The 5,700-nt window shown below is 52.9% G+C and carries 7 protein-coding genes and 2 pseudogenes; 8 read left to right on the forward strand and 1 reads right to left on the reverse strand.

The genetic code is table 11. The annotated features are described in order from the left end of the window. The 6 genes from rlmB to rplI form a co-directional block, all read left to right on the forward strand. A partial coding sequence (rlmB, locus tag BG74_RS00860) for a 23S rRNA (guanosine(2251)-2'-O)-methyltransferase RlmB (RefSeq protein WP_244267098.1) occupies positions 1 to 540 on the forward strand: 540 nt, incomplete at its 5' end. 685 nt (positions 541 to 1,225) lie between these two features. Further along, positions 1,226 to 1,552: an alpha/beta hydrolase family protein gene (locus BG74_RS00865; protein ID WP_066595850.1), complete on the forward strand. Its 327-nt coding sequence runs from the start codon at positions 1,226 to 1,228 to the stop codon at positions 1,550 to 1,552. Positions 1,553 to 2,175: 623 nt separating this feature from the next. Then, entirely contained in the window at positions 2,176 to 2,571 is a 396-nt protein-coding gene (rpsF, locus tag BG74_RS00875) for a 30S ribosomal protein S6 (protein ID WP_066595854.1), read from the forward strand. A 6-nt stretch (positions 2,572 to 2,577) separates the two neighbouring features. Continuing rightward, positions 2,578 to 2,895: a primosomal replication protein N gene (priB, locus tag BG74_RS00880; protein WP_066595856.1), complete on the forward strand. Its 318-nt coding sequence runs from the start codon at positions 2,578 to 2,580 to the stop codon at positions 2,893 to 2,895. Between the two features lie 4 nt (positions 2,896 to 2,899). Further along, a complete protein-coding gene (rpsR, locus tag BG74_RS00885; protein WP_005974788.1) occupies positions 2,900 to 3,127 on the forward strand; it encodes a 30S ribosomal protein S18 in 228 nt (75 codons plus the stop codon). Positions 3,128 to 3,165: 38 nt separating this feature from the next. Continuing rightward, positions 3,166 to 3,618 carry a 50S ribosomal protein L9 gene (gene rplI / locus BG74_RS00890; RefSeq protein WP_066595857.1) on the forward strand — a complete coding sequence of 151 codons (453 nt, stop codon included), beginning with the start codon at positions 3,166 to 3,168 and terminating at the stop codon, positions 3,616 to 3,618. 251 nt (positions 3,619 to 3,869) lie between these two features. On the opposite strand, the gene BG74_RS09840 is transcribed toward rplI, so the two are convergent. Then, positions 3,870 to 4,163, reverse strand: coding sequence for a LysM-like peptidoglycan-binding domain-containing protein (locus BG74_RS09840; RefSeq protein WP_073961017.1), 294 nt, complete (start codon positions 4,161 to 4,163; stop codon positions 3,870 to 3,872). Positions 4,164 to 4,658: 495 nt separating this feature from the next. Here BG74_RS09840 and BG74_RS15540 point away from each other — a divergent pair. After that, positions 4,659 to 5,173, forward strand: a pseudogene (locus BG74_RS15540) (FKBP-type peptidyl-prolyl cis-trans isomerase); the annotation flags it as partial. Positions 5,174 to 5,280: 107 nt separating this feature from the next. Further along, positions 5,281 to 5,700, forward strand: a pseudogene (locus BG74_RS15545) (inositol monophosphatase family protein); the annotation flags it as partial.

The following is a 5,700-nucleotide window of genomic DNA, read 5'->3' on the forward strand; positions in this document are numbered from 1 at the left end:
GCAGTACACCAGGGCATTGTCGCCCGCGTACAGGCAGGGAGGCAGTTTCAAGAGAACGATCTGCCGGCGCTACTGGCACAGCAGGCCGTGCCGCTGCTGCTGGTTTTGGATGGTGTTACCGACCCGCATAACCTTGGAGCCTGTCTGCGCTGTGCCGCCGCCGCCGGTGTCCATGCGGTGATTGTGCCGCGCGATCGCGCGGCGCCGCTGAACGCTACAGCCAAAAAGGTCGCCAGCGGCGCTGCGGAAACCGTGCCGCTGATCCGCGTTACCAATCTAGCGCGCTTGCTGCGCTTGCTGCAAGAGCATGATGTATGGATCGTCGGCACCGCCGGTGAGGCAAATCATCATCTCTATCAAAGTAAACTTACTGGGCCACTGGCGCTGGTGATGGGTGCGGAAGGCGAAGGCGTGCGTCGCCTGATCCGTGAACATTGCGATGAGCTCATCAGTATTCCCATGGCTAGCACGGTTTCGTCCCTTAATGTGTCGGTTGCCGCCGGAGTTTGCCTGTTTGAAGCCGTGCGGCAGCGAAGTTAGACATCATCTCGCGGCCGCCAGCGAGCGCTATCTAGCTTGGTAGCTGAAGCGCTTTTATGATGCCATAGGTATTTTCGGGTATTTTCGCCCGTGCCATGGCTTTGACGGTCGATGTACCACGTGGACGTCCGCGTCCTCGGTGTTGTACGTTCTCTCCTTTGACGACTTAACGTGCCTGCTCCCTCACTGATAAAGAATCGCTTCTTTGTGCTAAATTCTAGGGTGACCGTTTCATCGATCATCGGGATCTGGTAGCAATGCGCCTGACGTTCATCCGCCTGGCGTTTTTAGCATCCATCGAGCTACCGTGTTCATTCACGATAGCCTTGCCTATCTGCGTCAGCGAACCCACCATATTGCTTGCTTGCAGCTGATTTCCACCGTCTGTTGTTCTGGCGCCGCCGCCGGCGCCAGTTTGCTGTTTAACACATCATATCCCGCTAACGGCAAGCAGTAAAAGATGATTGTCGAAAATATGATCTTCAAGGTAAGCTATTTCATAGCCAATAGCCAATAGCCAATAGCCAATAGCCAATAGCCAATAGCCAAATACCCGCAGTAATTAGATGATTAAATTATATTTAAACCGGACAGAAGTAATTCTGGTAATAACCAGACACTGCGGTGATAGGACGGCGCAGCATGACGCATTAAGGCAAACAGGGAGGATCCATGGTAGAGATGCATGCATCAGGAGTACGTCAGCGACATCGAAGTGATACATGCAGTGCTGGAAGATGGTTATACCTTACCGCTGCCGACGTTGTTTTTTACTATATCTATACCTCGTCCAAAGAGGTATATAGCTATTTCTGCCATGCGCCGGCACTGGTTGGGGTTCCATGTGACCCTGCCGGATACTCTCATGCACGGTGCCCGTTTTGAAGGCGATGAGCAATGCCGATTACGGCATTTTTTGGATATTCTGCGCAATAATATCGACGAAATTGCCCGTGCTGTATGCGCATTATCGCCAGCGGGTAGTAGTATTGACGGGCGTCGCATCGATTAGCAGCATGATAACGCTAGGACCGCTGGCGCGCTATAATTGACCGTCGTCTGCCGCAGTGTTGATAGGATCCAGTAATTTTATTCAACTCAGCCGCGCGTTATTTCCGCCGGATGCGCAGGATTATAAACGGCGCTTTGTCGCTGCGCCGGCGCCGCTGGTGGACTACGACGGTCTTTCAGCGGTTAGATAAATTGCGTGATGGGCTGCTGATCTGGCATGGTGATGCGGATCCACTGGTGCCGCCAATGGAAAGAGCGTGGCTGTATCAGGCGCTAGCAGCGCAAGGCGCCCATCATCGGATGCGGTTATCTCACTAGCCGGAAATTAGCTATCATCGGATGCGGTTATCTCACTAGCCGGAAATTAGCTATAAAATTACCAGTGTGCTCACGGAGGCGGCCACCGTCGCTTTTTTCACGATGCGCTTTAGCCTTGTGGCTAAAGGTTAAAGCTGATGGCCAGCCGCGTAACCTGGAAATAATCCGCTGCGGTCCTTGTGTTTAGCTGGCTAGATAAGTACAATTGCGCGTCATTTTTCGACCGTACGCTTATCACGTTCCTTGCTTCCATGGGCCGGGGTTGGCCTTTGACAGGAAGCTGAATAATCCATAAGGAGCAATTCTATGCGTCATTACGAAATCGTTTTTATGGTTCATCCTGACCAAAGTGAGCAGGTTGCTGGCATGATCGAACGCTACAGCGCCCTTATTACCGGTTCTGAAGGTCAGATCCATCGCCTGGAAGACTGGGGCCGCCGTCAGTTGGCTTACCCGATTAACAAACTACACAAAGCACACTATGTTCTGCTGAACGTAGAAGCACCGCAAGAATTGGTCGACGAGCTGGAAACATCTTTCCACTTCAATGACGCCGTTATCCGCAGCATGATCATGCGTGTTAAGCGCGCAGTAACTGAAGCGTCTCCGATGGTCAAAGCCAGAGACGAGCGCCGCGAGCGCCGCGAATATTTCGCCACCGAAACCAACGAAGACTCTGATACTGGGGATTCTGAAGGGTAATAGATGATGACAGCGAACTGTCTGATGCTGTCTGGCACTGTATACAATACACCTATCCGTAAGGTCAGCCCGTCAGGTATTCCGCATTGCCAGTTCGTGCTTGAGCACCGTTCTGTGCAGCAGGAAGCCGGTTTTTCACGCAAGACATGGTGCAGATTGCTCGTGGTGGTCAGTGGAAAACACACTCTCGATATGACTCGCAGTATAACAGTCGGCGCGCAGATCACCGCGCAGGGGTTCATTAGTTGCCATCAAGGGCGCAATAGCCTCAACAGAATAGTTCTGCATGCCGAGCAGATTAATTTGATAGATTCTGGAGACTAGCCATATGGCACGTTATTTCCGTCGTCGCAAGTTCTGCCGTTTCACCGCGGAAGGCGTTGTTGAGATCGACTATAAAGACATTGCTACACTGAAAAACTATATCACCGAAAGCGGTAAAATTGTTCCGAGCCGGATTACTGGTACTCGCGCCAAATACCAACGTCAACTGGCCCGCGCGATCAAGCGTGCGCGCTACCTTTCCCTGCTGCCGTACACTGATCGTCATCAGTAATCGGTCATTGTCCACTAACTCTTTGAGAGGATAAGGTAATGCAAGTTATTCTGCTTGATAAAATCACCAAGCTGGGCAATTTAGGTGATCAGGTTAACGTTAAAGCGGGTTATGCTCGTAACTTCTTAGTGCCGCAAGGCAAAGCCGTGCCGGCCACCAAGAAAAACGTAGAATATTTCGAGGCGCGCCGTGCTGAACTGGAAGCCAAACTGGCGGATGTTCAGGCAGCGGCCGAAGCACGCGCTGCAAAAATCAATGAACTGGGTAGCGTCACCATCGCGTCTAAAGCAGGCGACGAAGGTAAACTGTTCGGCTCTATTGGCACTCGCGATATCGCTGGCGCGATCACCGCTGCCGGCGTTAACGTCGCGAAAAGCGACGTGCGTCTGCCGAACGGTGTTCTACGCACGACTGGCAACCACGACGTCCGTATCCAGGTACACAGCGATGTTTTTGCCACCCTGAATGTGGTGATTGTGCCCGAAGCGTAATCGCTAGATTATGCGATGATAAAACGCTGGCATAGGGGGTCCGGCGTTTTGCTATTTCACCCTGTAAGAGGGTGGGATGAAAACTGGCCGTCCGATGGTTTTAGCGCTACGCGCGCGGGAGCGGGTGAGGGTGTTGAGGGTCACCGATAGTGGAGGAATGGTTATTGCCGCTGGTAGCTGCCATCGAGCTGGAGCGCGAAATATGCTGGGCCAGCGTCACCGGTTTCCATTTCTATTGGCGTTACAATGCTCTATGGGTTTTGTACTATATGTACTTCCTGCCCGACTTGCAGATTGCTCAGCGGTTTGTTGTTGGCCCTCCACCTATGCCATGGAAAGACATCCGCTACCGGCAGATTGTGTGCACGGAACAGCTGGGCCAGCGTCTGGCCTTCAACGACGCGGTACGTTTGTACGCCCTGCTCGTCTGTGTTGCTATCACCGACGCTGTTCTCTATCAGCTCGGCATCATACTCGGCACAGCAAAGGATGCCGTATCGTTGCGGAGCATTGATAGCGGCGGCATCGTTGGACTGTAAGGTCAAAGAAAAGCAGTGGTCACCTCACCAGTAATGCGATAAATCAGTATCCAACGGCGATGAATGAGCGGGTAGGTGGCCCCATACAGTTAAAGCCGTCCAGCGCGCCCATAATGTTGCTAATAGCGTCTATCCACACTGTAAGGCTCGTGTGCGTGCGCGTGGCCGGATGGCGCTGACGTTCGTGGCAGTACGTCTGCCATGTAGTTCATGGCGATGGCTGGTACTACCGATGGGCATTACATCGGGCTCATCATCGGCGGTGCCGTAGCGGTAGGATGTACGCTAGCGTCACAGCAGGGATCGCTCTAGACGTCGGCGCTGCAGATAGCCAGGATGTAGGGCGTGTTCTCCGTCGACGCGGCAGGCAGGCTGTCCTGATCACCCCTGTTTTGCCCCGGTGCGCGCTTGTTACTCTCACCAACTTTTGCACGTGTTCATCAATCTCAAGGGCGGGCCGGCTGATGTCATCATCAGGGGCCGAAATGGCGACGCTATTGCGCGCTGTGTGCCGTCCACGAATGCGCCGACACGGTGTGTCAGGAGCGCCAGCAACATCTGGCGGTGGAAGGTGATAAGTTCCTGGCGGACAGACAACACGGACAAGAGGACAGTGTCACACTGACCGAATTGGGTCTGCAATTTAAAGTCTTAACCTCATTGCATGGGCCTATCCTATCCCGCCAAGATCGCGTGCGTATGCACACTATACCAGCCAGATGCTGGACGGTATAGTGTTTGATAGTTCAGTTGAGTGGGGATAGCCGTCGGAATTCCCGGTCAGCGGCATAATTGCCGGTTGGAATCGAAGCGCTGACGTTAATACCGGTCGGGCTCTCCCCAGTGTGAATTGTATATTCCTCACAAACTGGCTTACGGGCGAGCGCAGCTCGGGTGCACTCATTCCTCCTTTCAATGCATTGATTTTTGCAGTGGAACTTGCTGGAAATCCTGTAAGTCTGCGGGAGGCGGCGCGCCGACACGCTTACCTTATTCCACACCGGCAGCCTTCCTGATAGCGTGGTGCTGGCACTATGAAAATTCTGCCCTGCTGGATGTTGAAGAGTTATCATGCTGAACTAAAATATTATTATTGTTATAAGGATAATATTATAAGTATATCATGATTGAACACATCATTACTCTTTCCTGCGACGCCAGCGCAGCCATTATGCAGGTCTACAATGGTGGAAAACTGCTGGAGCTGAATCAGAAGCAGGATGATTCTCGCCGGTTACCGCTGCAGATTTGGCCGCGCATCGGGTCATCGCCACCAGTTTGCAGGCGCTGACAACGGACATTCCCCTGCTCTCCGAAGAGGATTTACCGGACTGGTCCGTTCGTCAGCATTGGCGCCGTTTTGGGCTGGCAGATCCCTTGGACGGAACCAAGGAGTTTCTGCACCTCAAAAGGGAATTTACGGTCAATATCGCGCTGATAGACGACGGTAATCCCATGATGGGCGTGGTCTATGCGCCAGTCACCGACAGGCTATATGCTGCAGTGGACGGAAATGCCTGGAGTATTGATAAGAACGGCGATC

It is taken from the genome of Sodalis-like endosymbiont of Proechinophthirus fluctus (assembly GCF_001602625.1).
In the GTDB taxonomy this organism is placed as follows: Bacteria; Pseudomonadota; Gammaproteobacteria; order Enterobacterales; family Enterobacteriaceae.

Excerpts from the sequence above, each read along its gene's own strand:
- BG74_RS00865 (WP_066595850.1), top strand. The coding sequence starts at position 1,226 with ATGCATCAGGAGTACGTCAGCGACATCGAAGTGATACATGCAGTGCTG.
- rpsF (WP_066595854.1), top strand. The coding sequence starts at position 2,176 with ATGCGTCATTACGAAATCGTTTTTATGGTTCATCCTGACCAAAGTGAG.
- priB (WP_066595856.1), top strand. The coding sequence starts at position 2,578 with ATGACAGCGAACTGTCTGATGCTGTCTGGCACTGTATACAATACACCT.
- rpsR (WP_005974788.1), top strand. The coding sequence starts at position 2,900 with ATGGCACGTTATTTCCGTCGTCGCAAGTTCTGCCGTTTCACCGCGGAA.
- rplI (WP_066595857.1), top strand. The coding sequence starts at position 3,166 with ATGCAAGTTATTCTGCTTGATAAAATCACCAAGCTGGGCAATTTAGGT.